Below are 22,905 nucleotides of genomic sequence, written 5' to 3' on the forward strand. Positions count from 1 at the left end.
AAGCGGCTGGGTCCCTCCGGAATGCCAGTAGATCGTGCAGTTCCGCTGGCCGGTAGCAGCCATCAGCGCACCGGCCGCGAGCGGCTGAGCCTCGGTCGGCGCGGCCCCCAGGCGATCTCGATGCCGCGGGCCACCGCGACGCGCGTCTGCGCCGGCTCGATGATGTCGTCGAAGGAGAGATGCGCGGCCGCTTCCCAGGGCTCGGATTCGACCGTCCATTCGGCGGTCAACGTATCGACGAGATTCTGCATCGCCGCCTGGCCTTCCGCCTCCAGCACTTGCTCCATGCGGCGGCGATAAACGGTACGCACGCCGGTTTCGGGGGCCATGAACCCCATCTCGGCGCAGGGCCATGCGAACAGGAAATCGGGCCGCGTCGGCCGCCCGCCCATGGCAAAATGCCCCCCGCCGTAAGCCTTGCGCAGGACAACGGCGACCTTCGGCACGGTCGCTTCGGCGATGCGGGCCACCAGCGCCTCGTAGGCTTTCAGGATGCCGCCCCGCTCGGCCTGCGAGCCGATCATCAGCCCGGGCACGTCATTGAGGAAGACAAGGGGCAGGTTGAAGGTATCGCAGAGATCGACGAAGGCGCATTCCTTGACGAGCGCGGCGGGATCGAGCGCCCCGGCGTTGACGATCGGCTGGTTGGCGACGATCCCGACGGGCATGCCCTCGATGCGCGCGAGCCCGGTGAGCAGGCTGGGGCCCCAGCCGGCGCCCCAGGGCAAGAGGCTGCCCTCGTCGACCAGGGCCTCCAGCACATGGCGCATGTCGTATCCCGCCTTGGCGCCGAGCGGCACCAGCCTCTCGAAGTCCTCCGCCGGCCGGCTGGCCGGGCGCGCTGGTGCCACGGGCGCCTCGAGCTCGGCATTGGCGGGCAGGTATGAGAGGAAGGCCGCGATCGCCTGCATCGCCTGATGTTCGTCGCCCACCACCATATGCACGTTGCCGGCCGCCTGCGCGGGTTCCGGCCCGCCGAGTTCGGTGTCGCTGATCGCCTCTCCGATGGCGGACTGGATGACGGAAGGGCCGGACAGAGCGACAGCGCCGCTGGCGATCATCACCGTGAAATGCGCCGTCGAGGCATGGAGCGCCGAGTCACCATAGGACGGGCCGAGGATCGCGGCTGCCCGTGGCACGGCCGCCTGACCCGGCGCCGGCTTGACGAAGGTGAGAAAGTCGAGCGGGAGGCCGCTGAAGCGCCAACCCATCACATCGGGAATGCGGCCTCCGTCGGCATCGCAAAGCAGCACGATGGGAAAGCCGAAGCGCTGGGCATGCTCGATCAAACGGCTCTGCTTGCGCATGCTCGTGGGCGCGGTCGTGCCGGCAAGAATGGTCGAGTCGATGCCGATCACCCCCACCATAGCGCCGTCGATACGGCCGAAGCCGGTCACGACGCCGTCGCCGGGGACAAAGCGCTCCGTGCGCATCTCGGGCAGCGCGAGCGCTCCGAATTCGAACCACGATCCCGGGTCGAGAAGCAGGTCGAGGCGCTCGCGGACAGGCAGGCGACCCGAGGCGCGATGGCGCTCGACGGCAGCAGCGCCGCCCATCTCCATCACGCGCGCTTTGCGGGCGCGCAAGTCGGCGATTTTCGCCTCATGGGCAGTGTGTCCGGCTTTCTCACTCATGGTTCGTTCCCGATTTTCGGCTGGTCCCGATCTACGTCCTGGTCCAGTCAGCCATCCTCGCACCGGGTCCCATGGAAGCGCGTTACCCGTCATATATCTTTCGATAGGTTGCGCCGCGCCACCGGCCCCGTAACGCAGATGCAAGCATCCGACATGCGGTGACCCATGTTTTCATCTGTACTGATCAGCAATCGCGGCGAGATCGCTGTACGCCTCATTCGCGCTTGCCGCACGCTCGGCCTGTCAGCGGTCGCGGTCTACAGTGACGCGGATGCGCAGGCGCTCCATGTGCGCCTGGCGGATCGGGCCGTGCGCATCGGCGAAGGTCCGGCGCGCAACTCCTATCTCGATACGGCGGCGATCGTCGCCGCGGCGCTGGCCGAAGGGGTCGTGGCGGTCCATCCCGGCTATGGCTTCCTCAGCGAGAACCCGGCCTTCGCGCAGGGTGTCATCGATGCCGGGCTGACATTCATCGGCCCGGACCCCGCGGTCATCGCCACCATGGCGGACAAGACGGCGGCGCGGGCGGCGGCGATCGCCGCGGGTCTCCCCGTCCTCCCCGGAAGCGATGCGGGCCTCGATGTCGACGACGCCCAGGCGGTCGTCCGCACCATAGGCTATCCCCTGCTGGTCAAGGCGGCTTTCGGCGGTGGAGGGCGCGGCATGCGCATCGTCGCCGAGGAGGCGGCGCTCGCGGCGGCGCTGGAAAGCGCCGCGCGGGAAGCGCAGGCGAGCTTCGGCAAGCCGGAGGTCTTTCTCGAGCGCTATGTGGAGTGGCCACGCCATGTCGAGGTGCAGGTTTTCGGCGACCGGCACGGCCATGTCATTCATCTCGGCGACCGGGACTGCTCCATGCAGCGACGCCACCAGAAGGTGATCGAGGAGGCGCCGGCGCCCGATCTGCCGCCTGACTTGCGGCACGCGCTGCACGCCGCCGCAGTCCAGCTCGCCCGGAGTGTCGGCTATGTCGGCGCCGGAACCGTTGAATTTCTCGTCGACGCGGCGCGGGAGAATTTCTACTTCCTCGAAATGAATACGCGGCTGCAGGTGGAGCATGGCGTCACAGAGCTGGTCACCGGCCTCGATCTGGTGGAACTTCAGCTGCTGGTTGCGGCGGGGCGCCCCCTCCCATTCACCCAGGCCGACGTCGTGCTGCGTGGTCACGCCATCGAGGCGCGGGTCGCCGCCGAGGACCCGGCGGCGGGTTTCGCGCCCTCGGCGGGTCGGATCGGCCGCCTTGATCTGCCGGCCGGCCCATGGGTGCGGACGGATTTCGGCTTCGGCCCGGGCGATGCCGTGCCTCCCTTCTACGATTCCATGCTTGGCAAGGTCCTCGCCTGGGGGAGCGGACGGGCCGAGGCGGCGCGCCGGCTGAGCGGCGCTCTCGCGGAGACGCGCATCGAGGGCGTCGCCAGCAACTGCACGTTCCTGCGCCGCGTGGTGGATAGCGATGCCTTCGCGCAAGTTGATATCGATGTCGGCTGGATCGAACGCGAGGCAGGCAACCTGACGCCTGCCATCGCGACCGGGGCTGTCGACGCGGTCGTGCCGGACGGGGAGGACGGTATCAAGGCCATGCCGTTTCGGCGCGAGGTGCTCGATACACCGCAGGGGCAGGTCGTGCTCGACATATTTACTGGACAGGCGACGCGAGACGTCCGCGCGGAGCGCGAGCGGCGTGGTACTCCGGCGACGATCTCCGGCGTGCAGGCGGCAAAGCCAGGGCCTGTCGCGCCGATCGATGCGACGGTGGTCAATATTGCCGTCGCGGTCGGCGATGTCGTGACCGGCTCGACGGTTCTCGCTGTCGTCGAGGCCATGAAAATGGAGATGCCGGTCCTCGCCGGGATTGATGGGATCGTGACCGCATTGCACGTTGCGGCTGGCGAGACCATCAAGGCCGGCGCTCTCGTCTGCGCCATCCAGCAATCAGCCGATACATAGGTAGACCCATGACCACAGGACCTGACGCCGGACGTCCCGGCGCCGTGAGCCCCACCCGGCAACGACCGGATGTCGCCATCGTGACGGGCGCCGCGCGTGGCATAGGCGCGGCCATCGCGGAAGCCCTGGAGGCCGGTGGCTGGCGCGTCGTGCGTATTGATATCAGCTACCTGGACCAAAGCCCCTGGCGTCGGACGCTCGATGTCACCCGTTTTGACGACGTCGTCGCCATGGTCGCGGCCATTGAGGAGGAGGTCGGACCCGTCGGCGGCATTGTCAACAACGCCGGCATCACCCGGGACGGCTTCATGCATCGCATGGATCCGGCGACGCAGTGGGAGCCGGTCATCGCCGTCAATCTCACCGGCCCTTTCAACCTATGCCGCGCGGTCCTGCCGAAGATGCGCGAGCGCCGCTTCGGGCGCATCGTCAACATGTCGTCGATGAACGGTCTCAAGGGCCAGGCCGGGCAGGCGAATTACGCAGCCGCCAAGGCCGGGCTGATCGGAATGACCAAAGCGCTGGCGCTCGAGAACGCCAGCCTCGGCATTACCGCCAACTGCATCGCGCCCGGCTTCATCGACTCGGAGATGACCCGCGCGATCAGGCCGGACTTGCGCGAGGTGGAACTGGCGAAAATCCCGGCCGGGCGACCGGGCACATCAGCGGAGGTGGCCGGCCTTGCTGCATTCCTGATGTCGGACGCGGCCGCCTTCGTCACCGGCGAGACAATCTCGATCAACGGCGGGCAGCTGATGGGCTGATCGCCTCCGACACGGAAGGCTTGGACAGGGAAGTTTTGGACAGGGAAGGCTTGCGCCAGGTCTCGAGCGCCTTCGGGCTCGCGAGGCCGTTGACGCTCATCGTGGCGAACTGCTCTCCGATGACCTCCGGCTTCATACTCCCGCTGCGGCGAAACCATGTGTAAGTCCAGTTGGCCGAACCGAGCACGCTCAGCGCCGCCAGCTTGGGGTCGACGTCTGGCCGGATCAAGCCGGCGGCCTGCGCTTCCCTTATCGTCTCGACGAAATGGTTCTGGTAGGTGTGATCGTCCGCGAGCACCGTGTGGCGTTTCTCCGCCGGGATAGACTTGCGCTCATGCAGAAACACCGCCGTCTCCTCGAGATATTCGCAGAGATGCAGAATATGGCCGGCAACGAGCCGCCACAGCACGGTCAGCGGGTCGGCCGGAACAGCCATGATCTGTCGCAGATTGGCGATGCCCCGGCTGATGATCGAAGCCAGCACCTCGTGCAGCAGTTCCTCCTTTGAGGGGAAGTAGTAGAACAGGCTCGCTTTGCGGATGCCGAGCTCGTCGGCGATGTCCTGCAGGGAGGCCGCCTCATAACCCTTGCGATGGAATACTTTCGTTGCCGCCGTCAGGATTTCGGCGCGCCGTTCGTGGCCGCGCAGCCGGTGGCGCACGGGTGCCGGCTCTGGCAGCTTGTGGCTCAGCTCGCGGGCAAAGACCTTCGTCATTCGATCATCCGTATTTCAGCCACGCCGATCAGCAAAGAGGGGCTTCCGTTTACCGAGGAACGCGGCGGTTCCCTCACGAACGTCGGGGCTTGCCTGTAACACGGCGAGTGCCTCCGTAGAATAATCGAGATCGGCCTGCGTGAGGTTCCGATCAATGATGCGCTTGGCAATTTCAAGAGCGAGCGGCGAACTCTCCGCAATCTCCCGCGCCATGGCAAGGGCGTGGCTCAGGAGCGCGGCGGATGGCACCACCTCTTCGACGAGCCCGATACGCAACGCCGTCGCGGAATCGATGCGACGGCGTGTTGCGATGAGCAGCTTGGTCATCGCGCGTCCGATTTTGTCAGCGGCACGGATGACCCCGTAGCCCGGAACGAGGCCCAGCGCTGCCTCCGGCATGCCGAACTCGGCGTGCTCGGCGGCGATGACGATGTCGCAGGCGAGCGTGAGTTCGCAGCCGCCACCGAGTGCGAGGCCATTGACCGCGGCGATGATCGGCAGCGGACACCGCTCCACCGCCAGGAAAGCGGCCATGGCCTCCCGCTGGTAGGCGCGGCGATCCACCATGTCGCCGAGGCTGTCGAGCGAGCCGATGTCGCCACCGGCGGAGAACGCCCGCTCGCCCGCGCCGGTGATCACCACCACGCGCACGCCACCGTCCTGCTCCAGGCCTCGCAGGGTCGCGGTGATGTTGGCATAGAAGCGCCGCGTCATGGTGTTGAGCTTGTGCGGCCTTGCGATGGTGACCACGGCTACAGGGCCGTCATGCGCGACCGTGAGCGGGGTGTCGTCTTCGGCGGTCGCGGGACGATCGGTCATGGTTGCAAACCTCTTTCACGCTTCATCGGGCGACCTGGCGCGTGACCTGATGCGCGAGCGAAGACACGGCGGCGCGCGCCGCATGGACCGCGTCGCCGATCCGTCCGATCGTCTCGACGTCACCGACCATGGCATGTGGAATGCCGGCGGCCGCGAGCCCGGCGCCAAGCGGGGAACCCGGTTGCCGCCCCTGCGCGACCACCACCCAGCCCGCTTCGATCCGGCCTTCCTGACCATTTGCCAGCGTCGTGACGAGCCGCCCGTCGACGTCGGTGATGGTGGTGTTGTCGACCACGGTGATCCGGGGGTTGCCTTGCAGGCGCGCCCGGAGATGCTTGCGATACATGACCTCGGCGGAACGGGCGAGCTGCTGCCCGCCCGAGCGGGTCACGAGAATGACGTGATGTCCACGAGCCGCCAGATATTCCGCAGTCTCGCAACCTGTCTCGCCGCCACCATAGACCACGGTGGGCAACGCGTCGGGTAAAGGAGCCTCACAGTCGCCGGACAGAATGTCATAGGCGCGGATCACGCGGGTGGCGTCACCCGTCGCGAAGGGCATTGCCTGCGCCCGGGCGCCGGTCGAGATGATCACCAGCGCGGGCCTTTCGGAGGTCAGCGCGCCTGTATCGGCTGGCTGGCCGAGGCGGATCTCGACGCCGCTCGCCGCAAGGCGCCTCTTGAAATAGTCGAGATACCAAAAGAGCTTTTCCTTGTGGGGAGGCGACGCCGAGGCGATCAGCCCGCCCCCGACTTCATCCCTCGCCTCGTAGAGGCGGGTCTTGAACCCGGCCTCGGACAGTTCCAGCGCCGCCGCCATCCCGCCGGGGCCCGCGCCGACCACCAGCGCCAGCCGGCCCGCGCCGCCATCCACGACGGGAACATGGTTTTCCTGGCCGGCGCGTGGGTTCTCGGCGCAGCTGATGTTGATGTGCTTGAGCACCCGGTCGAAGCACCAGTTGCAGTTGGTGCAGGGGCGGATCGCATCGACATCGCCGGCCAGCGCCTTGCGCGACCAGTCCGGGTCGGCGAGCAGGGGCCGCCCCAGCGCCACCATGTCGATGTCGCCGTCCGCCAGGCCGCGCTCCGCAACATCCGGCCAGCGCACCGGGCCGACGCCGATGACCGGCACGCCGGCCACCGCACGGATCGCGCGGGCATGCGCGAAGCGCCACGCCTCATCCGCCGACATGGGATCGATGGTGCGGTCGAGGGTGCCCTCGATCGCGCCGCTCGACACATGAATGGCGTCGAGGCCGGCGGCGACGAGGCGCGGGACGATGGTGACCATGTCATCGAGGGAGAGGCCGCCCGGCAGGAAATCCGAGGACGACAATCTGTAGATGAGCGGACGATCCGGGCCGAGCACAGCTTTGACCGCCTTTATCACCGCCAGGGGGAAGCGCAGGCGCCGTTCGAAGTCGCCGCCCCATGCGTCATCGCGCCTGTTCCTGAGCGGGGACAGGAAGGCCATCGGCAAATAGCCATGCGCGCCGTGGATCTCGATCGCCTCGTAACCTGCGGCCATGGCGCGTTCGGCCGCCCGGCCGAAGTCGCCGATCAGTTCCTCGATTTGCGTGGGCTCCAGCATGCGCGTCGTCGGGGTGACGCCATCGCGACGGGAGATTTCCTCGCTCGGCGCGAACGGCAGACCGTCCAGTGTATGGCGATCCGCATGCTGGCCCGGTGTGTGCAGCTGCAGCGCGGCCCGGGAGCCCGCAGCACGGATGGCTGCCGTGATCCTCCGATGCCCGCCGATGGCGCTGTCCTCATCAAGCACGAGTTGCTTCATCTCGGCCCTGCCGTAGCGGCGATTGACGCTCGTGAACTCGACCACGATGAGCCCCGTGCCGCCGGCGGCACGCGCCCGGTAATAGGCAACCGTATCGTCGGTGACGCCGCCCTCTTCGTCGGCCAGCACGCTGGACATCGCCGCCATGACGATGCGGTTCGGGATCGTGAGCCCCGCGAGCCGGATCGGGCTTGCGAGCCGGGGAAAGCGCGACGGGCTTTCGATCGTCTCGCGCTTGCCATGCGTCATGGGGCCACCTTCTGCCTGTTGGAACGGGAGGCCGCCGCATTGTCGCTCCCTGTCTCGTGGATAGGACCTCGCCTGGGCCGACGCCCCCTATCGATGGATAGGTCTCCGTGGCTATCCGGCCTCCTAGCTTCTCGCCTTGCTCAAGGTCGCGTCGGGACAAGTACACCAGCGAAGATGGCCGGCGCGGCGACCAGTGCCAGGGATCGAACACAGCAGACGCGGGTGACGCGCCGTCCAGCATCGGGCAGGCCCACCTGTCTCAGGGAGGACGTATGCTGGATCAAGTGTTGTTTGCCTTGGCCAACGGCCTCGCGGCGGGCATGGCGGTGTTTCTGGTGGCCGCCGGCGTCACCTTGATCTTCGGCCTGCTGCGCATCCTAAATTTCGCCCAGGGAAGCTTTTTCATGCTGGGCGCCTATGTGGCTTTCAGCATCATGGGGCCGTCCGCGAGTTCCATCTGGGTGTTTCTGCTGGCCGCCCTGGTGTCGGGAGTGGTCGTCGCCGCGCTCGGCTTGGTTACGGATATCGTCGTGTTCCGGCGCCTGCGCGATTACGATGAGGCCTACACCCTGATCGCGACCTTCGCGCTGATGATGCTGCTTGACGGTCTGGTCAAGATGATCTGGGGTCTCAACTACCATTCCATCAGCCCGCCCCCGTCGCTCGCCGGCGTTCTGATGGTCGGGCCGGTGATCGTGCCGATCTTTTCGCTGTTCATTATCGGCCTCGGCATCGTCGTCTTCATCATCCTGGAATTCGCCATCCACCGCCTGTGGATCGGCAAGATTGTGCAGGCGCTGGCGCATGACCAGTGGATGTCCGGCTTTGTCGGCATCAACGTTCCCGTCATGTTGACGCTGACCGTGGTTGCCGCCTTCTTTCTTGCCGGCGCCGCGGGTGGGCTGCTGCTGCCCAACCAGAGCCTGTCGCCGACGCTGTCGCACGCCTTTCTACTGCAGGCCTTCATCGCCGTTATCATCGGCGGGCTCGGCAATATTCGTGGCGCCTTCCTGGCGGCTCTCGTGCTCGGTCTGGTCGAGAGCCTCAACGCCGTCGTCCTCCCCGATCAGCCGGGGGTCGCCATGTATGTGGTGATGGTCGCTTTCATGTTATGGCGGCCCGCCGGCCTGCTCTCGGCCGGCAGCGGGGACCATGCCTCGCCGCATCACGCGACCGGCAGTGCGCCCGTCGACTGGGCGCGTTACAGGACAGTGTTGACGTGGATCGGCGTCCTGGGCGCGGCGGGTATCGCGGCCATGCCGTTGTGGGCCAATCCCGGCATGGTTTTCCTCGCCGGCATGGCACTGATCGCCGCGCTGTTCGCCCTGTCCTGGAACCTTTTGTTCGGCACCACGGGCCTCGCCACCTTCGGTCACGCGGCTTTTTTCGCGATCGGCTGCTATGCCTCCGGCCTCATGCTCAAGGCGACGGGGGGCCAGTGGTTTCTCGCGGTATTGGTCGTCGCCGCGCTGATCGGCGGCTGTGTCGCGGCGATCGTCGGCGCTGTCGCCGTCCGCAGGACGACAGGTATAGCACTTGCGATCCTGACGCTTGCGCTGAGCGAGATCATGCGCCTGCTCATCAGTTCGTCGGCTGCGCTGGGGCGGGACGACGGTGTCTCGGGTATCCCGCACCCCAATCTCGACCTTGGTTTCATCACGGTCGGCCTGCAGAGCACGCAGAATTACTTCTGGTTCCTGTTCGTCGTCTGCGGCGCCATGGCGCTCGGGCTGTGGTGGCTCAGCGCCGGCCCGCTGGGACGTATGCTGCGGGCGGTCAAGCAGGACCCGGAGCGCACGATGTTTCTCGGCATCAATGTCGGCCGTTACAGGCTGACCGCTTTCGCCATCTCGGGGGCTGTGGCGACGCTTGCCGGCGCTCTGCAGGCCCCCTGGGTGCAGATCGTCACGCCCGAGGCGGGCAATTACCTGGTCTCGATGCAGCCGATGCTGAGTTCGCTTCTTGGCGGAGCAGCCTTCTTCTGGGGCCCGGTCGTCGGCACCGTGCTGTTCTTCATCCTGGCCGAGGCGACGCGCGCGCTCGCCGGCCTGTCCGAGATCGTCACCGGTGGCGTGCTGCTTCTCCTGGTGATGCTTGCCCCTGACGGTGTGCTCGGAATCATCGGACGCTTCCGGTCGCGGAAGCAGGAGGCGACGTCAGAGCCGAAGATCGGTTTCGTGGCAAAGGAGGTCCGTCCGTGACCCCCGTGTTGAAAGTCGAAAACCTTCATAAGAACTACGGCGCCATACCGGTCCTGAAGGACGTGAACCTGACCGTCGCCGCTCGCGAAACATTGGCGATCATCGGTCCGAACGGTGCCGGCAAGACAACGCTGTTCCGAACGCTGACCGGTGAGGTGCTGCCCGAGAAGGGCCGCATCGAGGCCTTCGGCGAGGACATCACGCGCATGCCGGCAGCGCGTCGCGTTGCCATCGGCTTCGGCCGCACATTCCAGGTCGCGCGCGTCTATCCCGACACCACATTGCTCGGCAATCTCGTGCTGGCCGTGGAAGCGCGAAAGCGCAACGCCCGTGAAAGCCTCGGCGGGCTGCTCCGCTACAAGCCCTCGGACGACACCCTCGGCAGCGCGGAACAATGGCTGGCGGCGGTCGGCCTCGCGGCGCGGCGGGACATGGAGGCGCGCTTCCTGTCCCACGGCGACAAGAAGCGGCTGGAGCTGGCCTTGACCCTGGCGCTCGGCCCGAAGGTGCTGATGATGGATGAGCCGACCGCCGGCATGTCTCCCTCCGACCGGGTGGAGATGGTGGCACTGGTCAAACAGATCCGCGACAGCTTCGGCGTGACGGTGCTGCTGACGGAGCACGACATGGATGTGGTGTTCGGGCTGTCCGACCGGATCATGGTGCTGAACTACGGCCAGGTGATCGCCATCGGCACCGGCGAGGAAATCCGCGCCAACCAGGCGGTGCGTGACGTGTACCTAGGGCACGAGGTGCAGCATGCTTGAGGTTGGACAGCTCCGCGCCCTCTATGGCGACAGCCAGGTACTCCATGGCATCGACCTGAAGATTACCAAGGGCGAGCGGGTCGCGGTGATCGGCCGTAATGGCGCCGGCAAGTCCACCCTCCTGAAGAGCATCATGGGGGGCGGTCCGTCCGCCCATGGCGTGCTGCAGCTCGACGGTGCCGATCTCCGTCGGCTGAAGGGCTTCGAGCGTACGCGTCTCGGCCTCTCGCTGGTGCCGGAGGACCGGCGCATCTTTCCACACCTCACGGTGGTCGAGAACCTCGAGATCGCGCGCCACGCCACGGCAAGAGGTACGACGCCGGCCTCGCCCGAGGCGATGATAGGCTTCTTTCCCATGTTGGAGGCGCTGAAGACCCGTTTCGGCAACCAGCTGAGCGGCGGCCAGCAGCAACTGCTCGCAGTGGCGCGTGGCCTCCTGCCGATGCCGAAGCTGCTGTTGCTCGATGAGCCCACCGAGGGCTTGGCGCCGATTATCGTCGAGGAGATGGCCAAATCAATCAACGCCATTTGCGCGCAACACGGGGTCGCGCTCCTGCTCAGCGAGCAAAACCTCTGGTTTGCGCGCCAGTGTACCAATTCACTTTATGTTCTCGACACCGGCCGGATCGTATTCAGCGGCAGCTGGGATGAATTCGACGCGTCGCCGGAGGTGCGGAACCGCCATCTCGCCTTGTGATATTTTTTTAAGCGTCGCAGTCCTTTTCGTCACGATTACAAACCGGCCCGGGCGGCGACGCCCGGGCCGTCTGCGTCTTTCATGTCCGTCGTCTTGCATGTCCATCGTCGCCCAGAAATGCGCCGGCGCCATGAAATTCTCGACCATAAAAGGGACGGCGCTTCTTGCCTAACCAACCGGACGAATGGTAGATTAGAGGAAAGAATGGGCGAGCCAGAAGCCGCCGGATGAGAAAATCAGCGTCGGGGAAATGCCATGGAACTGATAAGGACCAAGCTTGTCCCACCTCTGGAGTCGGGCGGCCTGCTTGATCGCCCCAGGCTTCGCCGGCTCCTCAGCGAGGCCCCCCGTCGCATCACGCTGGTCAAGGCGCCTGCCGGCTATGGCAAGACCACGCTGCTTGCCCAGTGGTCCGAAGCGCTTTCGCGGCAAGGTGTGCGGGTTGCCTGGCTGAGCCTCGATCGTCAGGAGTGCTCGGCGAAGGCCTTCGCATCCTCGCTGGCGGCGATGCTGTCCGCCAATGCGACCGCCGAAGGTCTCGGATTGAATTTCCGCAACGAGACTTACTACGATGCTGACGGTCTGCTCGCGACGGTGATCGAGAGACTTTCTGCTGTCCCTGTTTTCGTTATGCTCGACGACACCCATGTCCTTCCGGCGGATGCCATCGACATGCTGGGCGTGCTCTTTCGGCGGGCGCCTTCGAACACCCGTTTCGTCATCGCAACACGCGACACGGCGGCGCTGGAACTCGGCGTTCTACGCGCCTATGGCCAGTTGCTCGAGATCGGCATGGACGCCTTGAAGTTCTCGCGCGAGGAAGCGAGCGCCCTGCTTGCCGCGAACGGTCATCACGACCTTTCTCCCGGCGATCTGGACACGCTCATGGAGCGCACCGAGGGCTGGGCGACAGGCCTGAAGCTCGCCGCGCTGGCACTCGACGGCTGCGCCGACGCGGACCGGTCAGCGCAAATCGCCGCCTTTTCGGGCCGGCGGCGGGCGGTGGCGGATTTCTTCGCCGAGGACGTCTTCGCCATACAGAGCGGGGATATCCAGAACTTCCTGCTGGCGACCGCTAATCTCGATCGACTGTCGCCGCCCCTGTGCGATGCGGTCGCCGGTCGCAACGATTCCGTCGCCATGCTGCGGCGACTGGAGGAGATCGGCCTGTTCATCGCCGCTGTTGACGATGAAGGCAACTGGTACCGCTATCACAGCCTTTTCGCCGACTTCCTGCGGCGCAAGCTCGCCGAGCACGATTCCGCCGCCGAGGCGCGTCAGCAGCGCGCGGCGGCCGACTGGCTGTCGCGGAACGGTTACTGGACGGAAGCGCTCGAACAGGCCTTGCGGGCTCGCGACTTCGACCGGCTTGGCGGTTATCTCGAGACCATAGCCGAGGAATTCACCTACACGGGGCGCCTCGGCGTCATCGCCCGTTATGCCGCGCATTTGCCGGAAGCGATCTTCGTTCGTTGCCCGTGGACGATGATTTCGGTGGCCTGGCTCAAGATCCGCGCCATGCGTCACGCGGAATCGCGGCGGCTGCTCGACCAGGCGAGGGCATGCCTCGATCAGCGGCAGGCGGCGGACGAGGGCGGCGACAGCGAGATCTTGCGTCGCACTATCGAGCATCGCGAGATGATGCTGGCGGCGGCGCATGACGAAGCCGCCGACGTCGAGCAGCGCTGTCAGCGCCTCATGCGCTATTTTAACGGGATCCGGCCCTATCTTGCATGCACGATCCACGGCCAGTTGCTGATAGCGCGGCGCGAGCAGTTCCGTTTCGAGGGCATCGAGAAGCTCTATGCGGATGGCAAGGCGATCGCCGAGCAGTCCGGATACAGCTTCGCGCTGATCTCCTTGCAGGCCGCCGCTGGCGCGTCGCTCTTCGCCAATGGCCGCGCCGAGGCCGCAAGGACGGCGCTCGAGAACGGCTTCGCCGAAAGCCTGAAGTGGACCGGCCGCAATTCGGGCCTCGCCGCGCTCGTGGCGCTGCCGCTGGCCGAGGTGCTCTATGAGAGCAACGAGAGCGAGCGGGCCGCGGACCTCATCGAAGGCCATCTGCCAGCGGCGCGCGAGATGTCATTTCCGGACCAACTCGTGTCAGGTCATATCGTGGCATCGCGGCTGTTCGCCGCCAGGGGCGATATCGCCGGTGCGCGCCGCACCCTCGACGACGCGTCGGCGATCGCCCTTGAATGTGACCTGGAAAGGCTGCGTCTCGCCGTCATTCACGAACAGATCCGCCTGTTGCTGCGCAGCGGCATGCCTGAGGCGGCGAGCCGTCTCCTGGAATGGGCGGGCCTGCCGGTCGAGCCGGAAGGATGCCTGCCGCAGGCGGGGGCCACGACGCGCGAGGAAACCCGCGCCGCGATCTGGGTGCGTATGGCGCTGAGCTACGACAACACCCGTGAAGCCTTGTCGGTCATCAAACAGTGGCGCTCGTTCTGCGCTCAGCGTGGAGCGCTCAGGCTGAATGTGCGCTGGAGCATACTGATGGCTCAGGCGCTTTTGCTCAGCGGCGACGGGCGGGCGGCGCAGAGGCAGATGCGCGAGGCGATCGCCAACGCGGCGCCGGCGGAGCTGGTGCGCTGCTTTGTAGACGAAGGCACCGCGGTACGCTCCATCCTCGCCGAGGCTTATGCTGACAACATCGCCTCCGACCACCCGACCGATCTGTTCGCGCAGCGCGTGCTCGAGGCTTTCGAGGGCAAGCGGCCGACAGGGGCGCATGCTGTGCCGGACGAGGGGCTTTACGGCCGTCTCAGCGGCAAGGAGCTGGAAATCCTGACGCTGGTCGGCTGCGGCATGCGTAACCGCGAGATCGGCAGCCGGCTTGGCCTCTCCGAGGGATCGGTGAAGTGGTACATGCAGCAGGTCTACGACAAGGTCGGCATCCGCCGTCGGTCCCAGGCGGTTGAACGCGCTCGGCAATTCGGGCTGATCGCCTGATAGTCGAAGCGTCTATTTGGGGCGATTGCCCTGACTATCGTGCGATAGGTGAGAGGATACGGGCTCCGCCAGAGAACAATAAGAAACCAAAGGAGCGCCGCTATGGATTTCGAACTTTCCGAAGAAAACCGCGCATTTCGCGACATGGTGCGGCGTTGGGTCGACACGGAAACCCCCAAGGCCTGGGCGCGGGAACTCGAACGCAATGAGCATGACTATCCCTTCGCGCTCTGGGACAAGTTCACGGCCGCCGGCTTTCACGGCATCGGTATCGATGAAGCCTATGGAGGCCAGGGCGGCGACGTGATGACCCAGATGATCCTCGGTCGTGAGCTGGCCCGTTCGCTGGGCGGCCTTGCCTGGATCTGGGGCCTGACATCCTTCGCCGGCGGCAAGTCGATCGGCGTCTATGGCAATGAGGAACAGAAGAAGCGTTTCCTGCCGGCCATGGCGCGCGGCGAACTGCGCGCCTCGATCGGCTTCACCGAACCGAACGGCGGCACGGACGTGCTGGGCGCGCTGAGCACCACGGCCGAGCGCGTCGATGGCGGCTGGGTGATCAATGGCGAGAAGATCTGGTGCTCGTCGTCGCATGTCGCCGATTACATCCTTCTTCTTGCGCGCACCGACAAGAATGGCGAGAAGCGCCATCACGGCGTTACGCTGTTCTTCGTGCCGGCCAAGCAGAAGGGGCTGACCGTCACCCAGTTGCCGAAGCTCGGCATGCGATCGATCGGCTCCTGCCTGGTTCACATCGAGAACGTCTTCGTGCCCGATGATCTCGTTCTCGGCGAGCCGGGCCGTGCCTGGTACATGCTGCTGCCGACACTCAACAACGAGCGCATCATGGTGGGAGCCTTCTGTCTCGGTGTCATCGACGGCGTTCTCGAGGACGCCCTCGATTACATGAAGCAGCGTAAGGCTTTCGGAAAGACGATCGGGTCCTTCCAGGCGCTGCAGCACTACGTCGCCGATATCGCGACATGGCAGAAGGCGATCGAGCTGATGCTGCACAACACGGCCTGGCTGCAGTCGCAGGGCAGGGACTGCGGCATGGAATCGAGCATGCTCAAGGTGATGGCGTCCGACTATGCCGTGAAGGCGGCCGATCTCGGTATCCAGATTCTCGGCGGCATGGGATATTCGGCCGAAACCGACATGCAGCGTTACTGGCGTGACGCGCGTTTGTGGAAGATCGGCCCGATCACCAACGAGATGGCCCGCAACGGCATCGCCGAACGGCTGGGACTGCCGCGCTCCTTCTGATCGCGGCCTCGAGGCTTTCCTATCCCTGACCCTGGTGCTCCGCCGGGTAACTCGGGCCGGCCGCAAGATGGCCGGCCTTTTTTGTGATCGCCGCGCGGCCTATCGGGCGATAGGTGGCGAGGTCGCGGACCTTTCTAGATTGGCTGTGGCATCGTCAAAAAGAAGAAGCCAGACAGGGCAGGGCATCCATGGATATGAAGGATCGGGTCTGCGTCGTCACCGGTGGCTCGTCGGGCCTCGGACGGGGAACGATCGAGGCCTTGCTGGCGCAAGGCGCGAAGATCGCGAACCTCGATCTGCGGCCGCCAGAGGGTCCCATCGACGAGGCGGGCGAACTCTTCATGGCCGTCGATGTCAGCGATGAGGCGGCGGTCGCGGCTGCGATCGATGCGGTGGCCGCGCGCTTCGGCGCGATCCATGTCTGCGTGAACTGTGCCGGTATCGTCAAGGGCGCGCCTGTGCTCGATGACGACGGCATTTTCCCCATGGCGTTGTTCCGGCGCACGGTCGACGTCAATCTCACCGGCACGTTCCAGGTGCTCGCCCACTGTGCCCGGCACATGGCGCGCAACGCGCCGGGACCGGACGGCGAACGCGGGGTCATCGTCAATACCGCCTCGATCGCGGCCGTGGACGCCAGCAGCAGTGCCGCCTATGCCGCCAGCAAGGGCGGCGTCACGTCGCTGACGCTGACGGTCGCGCGGGATCTCGCCCGCTTCGGCATTCGTGTGAACGCGATCTGTCCAGGCTTTATGGACACGGAGATGTTCGGCGGCCTGCCGGCCGACTGGACTGCGGCACTGGTGGCGAAGACCGTGTTCCCGAAGCGGCTCGGGCATCCGGACGAATTCGGGCAGCTTGTCTGCCATCTCATCGAGAACCGTTTCATGAACGCGTCGATCATCCGCTTTGACGCGGGGGCGCGCGTGTGAAGTCTTAAACCTGGCCGGCCAATGCCGAGGGACAATCATGACCACGCATCGCGATGATAGCGGCTTTACCCTCGCCCAACTCCTCGAGAACAACGCGCGTATTCGCCCGGATGAGCTCTACGCCATCTTTCCTGACGTGACGATCACCTATGGGGCGCTGCTGGAGCGTAGCAGGGCGCTCGCCAAGGGTCTGATCGCGCTGGGGCTCGAGCCTGGTCAACACGTCGGCATCATGATGCCGAACTGCCTCGATTTCCTGCTCGCGCATTTCGCTGTGCAACTCGCTGGCGGCAAGAGCATCCTTTACAACGCCCGCTTCAAGCAACACGAACTGGCGATGGTGGTTCCCCACACCGATGCCCGCATCGTCATGACGACGGACCGGATCCGCGACCATGTCGACTTCGCGGCTCTTCTGGCCGCCACCTTCCCCGCCCTCTCCGACGCCCCGTCGCCCCATGGCGTCGCGCTGGCGGAGGCGCCGCTGCTCGACCATGTCGTTATGTTCGGCGAGACGCGCTGGACGCCGGCGCATTCCGATGCCCATCTCGTGGCGCTCGGCGTCTCCGTTCCCGATGCCATCCTCGACAGCGCCCATGCCGCGCAGCATCCAGAGCACACGGCCGTGATGATCTACACCTCCGGCACCACCGCCATGCCGAAGGCTTGCGAGCTCTCCCACGCGAGCCTCCAGCGGGCGTGGCGGACCTATTCCCGCTCGGTCGGGCTCGCGCCGGGTGAAAAGGTCTGGGACCCCATGCCGTTCTTCCACTCCGGCGGCATCGGTCTGATCACCGGCATCATGGCTTGCGGCGCCACGATCCTCAGCACACCGCATTTCGATCCGGATCTCGTGGCGCGCATGATCTCGGAGTACCGCGTGGAGCATCTCTATCCCGGCTTCCACACGCTCAGCCTGCCGGTGCTGCGTTCGCCGCACTACGATCGGGAGAACTGGACCGGCTTCGTCAGGTCCATGGTCAATGTCGGCCCGCTCGGCACGCAATATGTGATCCGTGACCTGCTCCCGCCCGATGTGCCGATCATGAATCTGTTCGGCATGTCGGAGACGTCCGGGCTGTTCATGCTGACGCCGCCCGATGCGCCGGAGGACAAGCGCCTTGCCGCAAGTGGGCGGCCTCTCTATGGCGCCGAGGCGAGGGTGGTCGACCCCGAGACGCTCGAGGACCTGCCGCCGGGCACCCGCGGCGAGATCATCATCCGTGGCGCAGGCACGTTTCGCGGCTACTACAAGGATCCGGCCCACACGCGCAGGACCATCCTCGCCGATGGCTGGGTGAGGACCGGAGACCTCGGTATGTTCGATGCCGATGGCTGGCTCTATTTTCTCGGGCGTCTGAAGGACATGCTGAAGGTCGGCGGCGAGAATGTCGCCGCCACCGAGGTCGAGTCGTTTCTGAGCGGGCATCCCGCCGTGAAGTTCGTGCAGGTTCTCGGCAAGAGCGATGATCGCCTCGGCGAGGTGCCGGTCGCCTTCGTCGAGTGCAATCCCGGGATGAGCGTCGACGAGGAAGGGCTGGTGGCGTTCTGCAAGGGCCAGATCGCGAGCTTCAAGATTCCGCGTCAGGTGATCTTCGTGACCGAATGGCCGATGTCATCGACCAAGGTACAGAAGTTTCGCCTGCGTGAGTTGCTTTGAGGCGAAGGCGTTTCAGATTTGGCCGAAGCGGGCCCGCGTCGATGAGGGCTGGCTTCGAGCTGCGCCTTAAAACGTGAGGGTTCTGGATGGAAGCTCGCCGTCATTCCGGGGCCTCGCATCAGCGAGGAGCCCGGAATCCATCAACACTGGGCCTGACAAGAAGACGCGCCGGGCTGTGCCTGCTTTGGTTCACAGTGGTGTTCATGGACTCCGGGCTCGGGCCTTTCGGCCCGCCCCGGAATGACGCGGTGGTTCCGTATAAAATCAGCAAGCTATAGGTCTCAACCATCAACCGAGTTAGTTGGTCGTTGCCACGGGTTGCCCATGCCGGACGCCATCATCAACTGCGTCCGGGCGCCGCCGTCACAGACGAAATCCGCCCCCGTGACGAAGGCGGCGTCCGGGCTTGCCAGGAAGGCGATGACCGCTGCCTGATGATCGGGATCAGCGATCATGCCGAGCGGGTTGCGGCCCTCGCGACGATCGGCCCCGGGCGAGGACGAGTTGGCGGTGATGGCCGTCAGGGTACTGCCGGGCGAGACGGTGTTGCAGCGGATCCCGGCCGGCCCCCAGTCGCAGGCGAGCTGCCTGACGAGCATCAACAGCGCCGCCTTCGATGGCGCGTAGGCTCCGAGCGACGGTGTGGGCTCGTGAGCGGCGATGGACGCGGTGGCGATAAGACAGCCTTTGGCGGCGGCGAGCATGGGATAAGCGGCCTTGGCCAACAGCCAGGTGGGGCGCGTGTTGACGGCGAATGTCCGCTCATAGTCCTCGAGTCTGAGCTCCAGCAGGTTGGAGCGGGAAATGATGCCAGCGTTGCTGATGAGGGCGTCGAGACCGCCATAGGCTGCCTCCGTCGCGGCAACCGCCGCCGCCGGCACGTCGGGATCGGCCAGATCTCCGACGAAGGTTCGTGTCTTTGCGCCTCTGGCTGAGAGTTCGCCGGCGAACTCCTCAAGGAGCGACGCGTTCATATCGACCAGCATGAGTTCGGCGCCTTGGCCCTCGCGCCGAACAACGTCATCGTGCAAACGGAGGGCGGCGGCGCGGCCAATGCCGCTCGCGGCGCCGGTGATGAGTATCTTCATGCGTCCGCCCTTGATGCCCCGTGACCGGCAGTTGGTTCCAGTCACTCTGGCGGAGATGATGAGCGTCCTGCGGCGCCGAGCCCCCTATCCAAAGATCGGAGGCAGCCAAAGGCTTCCTGTTCAGGCGGGAGGCGGCTGCCAGGAACGAAGCGTGGCCTCGTTGGCGAGGCTGTTGATCGTCATCGTCGCGAACTGGCTGCCGATGAAGGCCGGCGTGAGATCACCATCGGACTTGTACCAAGTATAGGTCCAGTTGGTTGAGCCGAGGAGGCTGAGCGCCACGAGCTTGGCGTCGATGTCGTCGCGGATCTGGCCGGCGCGTTGTCCGGCGCGGATCGTGTCGATGAAGGCGGCCTCATAGGCGTAGTCGTCGGCCAGCAGCGTCTTGCGCTTGTCCGGCGGTATCATCTTGCGCTCGTGAAGGAAGACCGCCACATCGACCACATCGGCGCATAGATGATGGATATGGCTCGCCACGAGCCTCCACAGGCGTGTCAGCGGGTCGTCCTGTTGTCTTTCAAGAATACCACGGACGCGCGTCATGCCCTCGCCAATGATCGTTGTGAGTATATCTTGGAGGAGTTCTTCCTTTGAGCTGAAATAATAGTAAAGACTTGCCTTCTTCATGTTCAGCGCATCGGCGATTTCCTGCAGGGAGGCTGCCTCCGAACCCTTGCGATGAATGATCTGCTTGGCGACATGCATGATCTCACGCCGCCGCTCCTCGTGGGACAGTCGCTTGCGCGTTGGTCGCCCCCTGGTGGCGCGCTGACGCGGACTGCTGTTCGCCAGCAGGGCATCGGCGTTTGGCTCAGGCTTATTCATGACTGGGGCCATGGAACTCCCACAGGGCCGAGGGCTTGATACCCCGGGTCAACTGGTCTGCGAATTGTTCGGCCACTTGTTCCGGGCCGCTCGAGACACTGGGACGATACCAGCGGTGCAACCAGTTCAGGGATCCAAGGATCCATAGCGATGCGAGCTTGGGGCTCACCCCGGCCGCGACCAGCCCTGCATCCTGAGCCTCGACGATAAGGTCGCGGAAGACGCGTTGGTAGGAATGGTCGGGGCGCAGGATCTCGGCCTGCCGCTCCGCGGGCAGACGCTCGAGCTCCCGCAGGAACACCGTAGTCTTGACCAGGTTGTCGCAAACGAAGATGGCATGACCGACGAGAACGGCATGGAGCCGCTGCATCGGGTCACCGGGCCGCGCAGCCAGCATGCGCACGTTTTCGAGATGCTCGTCGTGGATCGCCTTCACGATGTCGAAGAGCAAGTCTTCCTTTGACTGATAGTAGTAATAGACGCTTCCCTTCAGGATGCCGATGCGGTCGGCGATCTCCTGGAGAGACGACCCGTCATAGCCCCGCTCTGAAAAGAGTTGTGTCGCGGCGTCCTGAAGATCGGCCTTGCGCAGTTCCCCGGACATCCTGTCGATTGCGGCAGGTGGTTTGGCTCCGGTCGCATCACTGCTCATGTGCTGTCCGCCACCTCTAAACTCTGGCCATCATGACGATAGAGGCGAAATAGATCATGAACGCCACCGCGCCAAGAGTTCTTCGGGCGTAACCTCGGTGGCGGGGGGCGGCAACGCTGCCGGATCGCCGAAGCGGGGGGCGGGCGCTGCCTCGATGATGCCATCGCGCTGACGAAAGACACGGCGCTCCTTGAGATGCGGTGCGTCTGTGGCTTCGCCGATCGTCAGCACCGGGCTCACGCATGCGTCGATGCCCGTGAAGTGATCGGCCCAGGCGTCGCGGTCACGTGTCATGAACCGGCTCGCGATGGCCGCCTGGATTTTCGGCCAGCCCGCGCGCGGATATTGCGGATAATCGGCGGGCGCGAGGTCAAGGCCATGCAACAGTGCCGCGTAGAATTGTGGCTCCAGAGCCCCCACGGCCACGAACCCCCCGTCGCGGCAAGCATAGCAGCGATAGAATGGCGCGCCGCCGTCGAGCAGGTTGCGCGTCCGCGCGTCTTCCCAGCCGCCGGTCTGCCGGAACGCCTGGACGAGGCTCAGCAGCACAGGCACCGCATCGCACATCGCGACGTCGACCACCCGTCCGCGACCCGTTCGTTGCGCCTCGATGAGCCCGGCCAGAATTCCGAAGGCCAGGAACATCGTGCCGCCTGCGTAGTCGCCGATGACGTTCAAGGGCGGAACCGGCGCTTCCGCCGGGCCGATCGCCGCCAGCGCGCCGGTGAGCGCGATGTAGTTGATATCATGGCCCGCGCGCTCGGCCAGCGGGCCGGACTGCCCCCAGCCGGTCATGCGGCCATAAACGAGCTTCGGGTTACGGGCTTGGCAGGCCTCGGGACCAAGGCCAAGCCGCTCCATAACGCCAGGGCGGAACCCTTCGACGACCGCGTCGGCCTCTGCCACGATATCCAGCGCGGCCTCCCGGTCCTCGGCCTTCTTCAGGTCGAGGGTCACCAATGGCCGCCCGCGATGGAGGATCGTGCCGCCGACACTCTCATCCACGACCGGAGTGCCCGGCCGAACGATCCGGACCAGTTCGGCGCCATGGTCGGCCAGGATCATGGCGCACAGGGGCACCGGTCCAAGCGCGTCGAATTCGACAACCTTCAATCCCGACAGAACAGGCATGCTCACGTCCTCATCGGCATCCGGCCAGGCCGCCGTCGATGACGATCTCGGATCCGGTGATATAGGCGCCCGCTCGCGAGGACAGCATGACGCAGGCGCCTACGACGTCCTCGGCCGAACCGAGCCGGCCGAGCGGGATCCGGTCGACGAGGCCCGTCAGCCGCTCTTCCTCGGCGCGGATGTGCGAGGTCATTTGCGTCGGGAAATAGCCGGGCACCACCGTGTTCACGGTGATCTGGTCGCGTGCCAGTTCCGCCGCCAGTTCCCGCGTCAGGTGATGAACGGCAGCCTTGCTGGCGGCATACGAGAAGGCCGAGAGGCGCTCGACGATGCGTCCGGCGAGTGAGCCGATATTGATGACCCGCGCCGGGTCCGACGCCGAGGCCGCGGCGCGCAGCAGCGGCAGGAGGTCACGCACCAGGGTAAACGGCGCCTGGACATTGACCGCCATGACGGGGGCCCAGGCCTTGTCGGGGAAGGTTTCCATCGGGGCGCCCCAGGTCCGCCCGGCATTGTTGACGAGCACGTCGAGCCGCGGCTCACGCTCCGCGATCTCTCGCGCCAGCGTGCTGGCGTCCTCCGGCGATGAAAGGTCGCGGGCAAGGGCGACGCAGGTGCCGGTTTCGGCCATGGCAGCCGCCGCTGCGGCGGCGACGTCAGCCTTGCGCGAGGTGATGTAGACCTTGGCGCCACCGGCCACGAAGCCTTCGGCGATCATGCGTCCCATGCCCTGGGCGCCGCCCGTGATGAGGACGACCTTGCCGGAGACGTCGAAGAGTGAAGTGGGAGATTGGACCATGCCTCAAACCGTTCTTGC

The 22,905-nt window shown here is 65.6% G+C and carries 18 protein-coding genes; 9 read left to right on the top strand and 9 right to left on the bottom strand.

Features of this window, described 5'->3' with window-relative positions; all coding sequences use genetic code 11:
* Positions 1 to 62: 62 nt before the first annotated feature.
* Positions 63 to 1,634 carry an acyl-CoA carboxylase subunit beta gene (locus KIO74_RS27225; protein WP_213338260.1) on the bottom strand — a complete coding sequence of 524 codons (1,572 nt, stop codon included), beginning with the start codon at positions 1,632 to 1,634 and terminating at the stop codon, positions 63 to 65.
* Positions 1,635 to 1,799: 165 nt separating this feature from the next.
* Here KIO74_RS27225 and KIO74_RS27230 point away from each other — a divergent pair, with 165 nt between their 5' ends.
* Positions 1,800 to 3,578 (top strand): acetyl/propionyl/methylcrotonyl-CoA carboxylase subunit alpha, encoded by a 1,779-nt coding sequence (locus KIO74_RS27230; protein WP_213338261.1) that lies wholly within the window; start codon positions 1,800 to 1,802, stop codon positions 3,576 to 3,578.
* Positions 3,579 to 3,586: 8 nt separating this feature from the next.
* Complete coding sequence (locus KIO74_RS27235) at positions 3,587 to 4,342, top strand: SDR family oxidoreductase (RefSeq protein ID WP_213338262.1); 756 nt, start codon at positions 3,587 to 3,589, stop codon at positions 4,340 to 4,342.
* Here the strand turns inward: KIO74_RS27235 and KIO74_RS27240 are convergent.
* Genes KIO74_RS27240 through KIO74_RS27250 form a run of 3 tightly spaced genes read right to left on the bottom strand, consistent with a single transcriptional unit; the run spans position 4,317 to position 7,917 of the window.
* Positions 4,317 to 5,057, bottom strand: a complete 741-nt coding sequence (locus KIO74_RS27240; protein WP_213338268.1) for a TetR/AcrR family transcriptional regulator — start codon at positions 5,055 to 5,057, stop codon at positions 4,317 to 4,319. The genes KIO74_RS27235 and KIO74_RS27240 overlap by 26 nt on opposite strands.
* A 15-nt stretch (positions 5,058 to 5,072) precedes the next feature.
* The gene (locus KIO74_RS27245) at positions 5,073 to 5,876 is read right to left on the bottom strand and encodes an enoyl-CoA hydratase/isomerase family protein (protein WP_213338269.1); all 804 of its coding nucleotides are present in this window, start codon (positions 5,874 to 5,876) and stop codon (positions 5,073 to 5,075) included.
* A 22-nt stretch (positions 5,877 to 5,898) separates the two neighbouring features.
* The gene (locus KIO74_RS27250) at positions 5,899 to 7,917 is read right to left on the bottom strand and encodes an oxidoreductase (RefSeq protein ID WP_213338274.1); all 2,019 of its coding nucleotides are present in this window, start codon (positions 7,915 to 7,917) and stop codon (positions 5,899 to 5,901) included.
* Positions 7,918 to 8,189: 272 nt separating this feature from the next.
* Here KIO74_RS27250 and KIO74_RS27255 point away from each other — a divergent pair, with 272 nt between their 5' ends.
* The 7 genes from KIO74_RS27255 to KIO74_RS27285 all read left to right on the top strand — a co-directional run bounded on the left by KIO74_RS27255 (position 8,190) and on the right by KIO74_RS27285 (position 18,392).
* On the top strand, positions 8,190 to 10,118 hold the full coding sequence (locus KIO74_RS27255) for an ABC transporter permease (protein WP_213338275.1): 1,929 nt from the start codon (positions 8,190 to 8,192) through the stop codon (positions 10,116 to 10,118).
* On the top strand, positions 10,115 to 10,885 hold the full coding sequence (locus KIO74_RS27260) for an ABC transporter ATP-binding protein (RefSeq protein WP_291960874.1): 771 nt from the start codon (positions 10,115 to 10,117) through the stop codon (positions 10,883 to 10,885). Before KIO74_RS27255 ends, KIO74_RS27260 begins: the two co-directional genes overlap by 4 nt.
* On the top strand, positions 10,878 to 11,582 hold the full coding sequence (locus KIO74_RS27265) for an ABC transporter ATP-binding protein (protein ID WP_213338283.1): 705 nt from the start codon (positions 10,878 to 10,880) through the stop codon (positions 11,580 to 11,582). The genes KIO74_RS27260 and KIO74_RS27265 overlap by 8 nt, the downstream gene beginning before the upstream one ends.
* A gap of 255 nt (positions 11,583 to 11,837) precedes the next feature.
* Complete coding sequence (locus KIO74_RS27270; protein ID WP_213338284.1) at positions 11,838 to 14,534, top strand: winged helix-turn-helix domain-containing protein; 2,697 nt, start codon at positions 11,838 to 11,840, stop codon at positions 14,532 to 14,534.
* 102 nt (positions 14,535 to 14,636) lie between these two features.
* Entirely contained in the window at positions 14,637 to 15,800 is a 1,164-nt protein-coding gene (locus tag KIO74_RS27275; RefSeq protein WP_213338285.1) for an acyl-CoA dehydrogenase family protein, read from the top strand.
* A 188-nt stretch (positions 15,801 to 15,988) separates the two neighbouring features.
* Positions 15,989 to 16,732 carry an SDR family oxidoreductase gene (locus tag KIO74_RS27280; RefSeq protein ID WP_213338287.1) on the top strand — a complete coding sequence of 248 codons (744 nt, stop codon included), beginning with the start codon at positions 15,989 to 15,991 and terminating at the stop codon, positions 16,730 to 16,732.
* A 37-nt stretch (positions 16,733 to 16,769) separates the two neighbouring features.
* Positions 16,770 to 18,392 carry a class I adenylate-forming enzyme family protein gene (locus KIO74_RS27285; RefSeq protein WP_213338293.1) on the top strand — a complete coding sequence of 541 codons (1,623 nt, stop codon included), beginning with the start codon at positions 16,770 to 16,772 and terminating at the stop codon, positions 18,390 to 18,392.
* 281 nt (positions 18,393 to 18,673) lie between these two features.
* Here the strand turns inward: KIO74_RS27285 and KIO74_RS27290 are convergent, their stop codons facing one another.
* From KIO74_RS27290 to KIO74_RS27310, 5 genes are all read right to left on the bottom strand, one after another.
* Positions 18,674 to 19,480, bottom strand: a complete 807-nt coding sequence (locus KIO74_RS27290; RefSeq protein WP_213338295.1) for an SDR family NAD(P)-dependent oxidoreductase — start codon at positions 19,478 to 19,480, stop codon at positions 18,674 to 18,676.
* Positions 19,481 to 19,600: 120 nt separating this feature from the next.
* On the bottom strand, positions 19,601 to 20,305 hold the full coding sequence (locus KIO74_RS27295; protein WP_213338297.1) for a TetR/AcrR family transcriptional regulator: 705 nt from the start codon (positions 20,303 to 20,305) through the stop codon (positions 19,601 to 19,603).
* The gene (locus KIO74_RS27300; protein WP_213338299.1) at positions 20,298 to 20,957 is read right to left on the bottom strand and encodes a TetR/AcrR family transcriptional regulator; all 660 of its coding nucleotides are present in this window, start codon (positions 20,955 to 20,957) and stop codon (positions 20,298 to 20,300) included. The genes KIO74_RS27295 and KIO74_RS27300 overlap by 8 nt, the downstream gene beginning before the upstream one ends.
* Before the next feature lie 54 nt (positions 20,958 to 21,011).
* On the bottom strand, positions 21,012 to 22,088 hold the full coding sequence (locus KIO74_RS27305) for a CaiB/BaiF CoA transferase family protein (protein ID WP_213338301.1): 1,077 nt from the start codon (positions 22,086 to 22,088) through the stop codon (positions 21,012 to 21,014).
* A 10-nt stretch (positions 22,089 to 22,098) separates the two neighbouring features.
* Complete coding sequence (locus KIO74_RS27310; protein ID WP_213338303.1) at positions 22,099 to 22,887, bottom strand: SDR family oxidoreductase; 789 nt, start codon at positions 22,885 to 22,887, stop codon at positions 22,099 to 22,101.
* Positions 22,888 to 22,905: the final 18 nt, after the last annotated feature.

It is taken from the genome of Chelatococcus sp. HY11 (assembly GCF_018398335.1).
Taxonomy (GTDB): Bacteria; Pseudomonadota; Alphaproteobacteria; order Rhizobiales; family Beijerinckiaceae; genus Chelatococcus.